The 1,900-nt window shown below is 31.7% G+C and carries 1 protein-coding gene and 1 tRNA gene; both read right to left on the bottom strand.

Annotation, left to right across the window (positions count from 1 at the left end):
• Positions 1-821: 821 nt before the first annotated feature.
• A complete protein-coding gene (locus ACJ2A9_RS23420; protein ID WP_441424108.1) occupies positions 822-1,637 on the bottom strand; it encodes a tyrosine-type recombinase/integrase in 816 nt (271 codons plus the stop codon).
• A gap of 155 nt (positions 1,638-1,792) precedes the next feature.
• Positions 1,793-1,869 (bottom strand) — tRNA-Arg (locus ACJ2A9_RS23415).
• Positions 1,870-1,900 lie beyond the last annotated feature (31 nt).

Below are 1,900 nucleotides of genomic sequence, written 5' to 3'. Positions count from 1 at the left end.
GTATCTCAATAATTCGCTTGGCTTGTTTATTTTGTTCAGTTTTCAAAGAACAACTTGTCTCATGTCGTTTTCAGCGACAAGATTTATTATAACACAACTTAAAGTTCTGCGCAATATCTTTTTTGGTGTTTTTTTCTTCAAGAACAATTAAGTTGATAAAATGTTATATCGCTCATTAGCGATAAGAATTATTATATCACTACTTATAATTCTACGCGACACATGTTTTTCTATATGAAAATTATAAAGTGATACATATTATCTTTAACAGCGACAAACAATAATATATCACAATAAAATTTTCCGCGCAACACTTTTTTAAACAAATTATAATCGGTTTTTTACTCAAATTTACATACGTGGATTATCGATTTAATAATACGGTGTAGCTCTTAGGCGATTTTTTTTGGCTAGAAACTTTAATAATTGACGATGTTTAAGAAGCATTGGGATTTTAATATCATTCTTTTTAATAGATAAATATTTTAACGAACGATTTTATGAATTTAGGAGTGAATTATATGGGGAAAAATAGCTTAGAAAAGCAAGGAGTAACTAAAGAGCTTGCAAAAAAGTTCGCTAAAATCGCCAAAAAAAAAAATAAGATTGTTAAAATGGTAAAAAAGTAAACATATAAAATTATGAGTAAAAAGTACAACACTCTATTTTGATTGGAATGTACTCTTATTATTGTTGAAAAACTGTTTTTCATTTTCAATTCTGTCTGCCTCGATTCCACCTTGATGAACATCCTTTTAAGGTTTTTATTGTTACCAAAAAAGCCGTCTTTCCTTAGTATAAGGAAGACGGCTTTTACTACTTTAACCTTCAGAGGACTCAATATATTGTTTTGTAATGTTTATATCCGAATGACCAGCTAATTGAGCGACGATCGAAAGATCGACTCCTTTTCTTACTAGTTCATAACAAAAAGTATGACGAAGCTTATGAGGATGAACACCATATTGCTGTAATGTATGCTGTACTGTTCGAACTGAAAGACGTTGCTGATTTTTAGCTAAAAATAATGCCTCATTATCATCATCCCTTGATTCAAGATACTCTTTCACATGTTGAATACACACATTTGAAAGAGGAATCACTCGTTCACCATTCTCATTTTTAACAACTAATTTCCCGGTTTGATTACTTATTTGAACGTCGGATTGATTCAAAGCACATAGTTCTGATACACGAACTCCCGTATACAATAATAGATAAACAATTGCTGCATTCCGTTTGTTTCCATCAACATTGACTTTATCTAATAATTCTTTAATTTCAAGATTACTTAAACACTCTGGGGGAGCAGTTTCTCCTGTACTTTCTATACGCTGAACCTTTTCCATTAGTTCTGGCTTATTGATAGAAATAGCGAACGATTTAATTGTATTATAGATTTTGTTTATCGTAGAGGCACTACGTTGCTCGGATACTAAATAATTCATATACGCTTGGACATCTTTACTTGAGACGTTTTGTATAGAACTATTATTTTCCTCTAACCAATTACAAAATGAATAGAGAACACCTCGATATGTCTTAATTGTATTATTCGATTTACCATTTTGTGATAAATAACTAGAAAAGGAATTAAGCATACCATCAGTGGCTCCAGCGCATTTTATATTTTCCATGAACTACTCCCCCCTTTATTTACTAGCACTACTATAACATATATTTCTGAAAAAATCAAATTCTGCGCAATTATTAGTATTTACATATACAAAAAAAGCCTAACATAAGTTAGACCTTTTATATATATGTAAAATACGCTTCATTTTCCCTTTAATGGCGCACCCTAGAGGATTCGAACCTCTGACCGACGGCTTAGAAGGCCGTTGCTCTATCCTGCTGAGCTAAGGGCGCTCAGTTATTGCGATGCACTTATAAAGCAAAA

Origin of the sequence: Anaerobacillus sp. MEB173 (assembly GCF_052119505.1) — a bacterium.
GTDB lineage: Bacteria > Bacillota > Bacilli > Bacillales > JBJMAU01 > JBJMAU01.
The sequence above is the reverse complement of the archived record's forward strand: the minus strand, read 5'-3'. Positions and strand labels throughout refer to the sequence as shown.

Excerpts from the sequence above, each read along its gene's own strand:
- ACJ2A9_RS23420 (WP_441424108.1), bottom strand. The coding sequence starts at position 1,637 with ATGGAAAATATAAAATGCGCTGGAGCCACTGATGGTATGCTTAATTCC.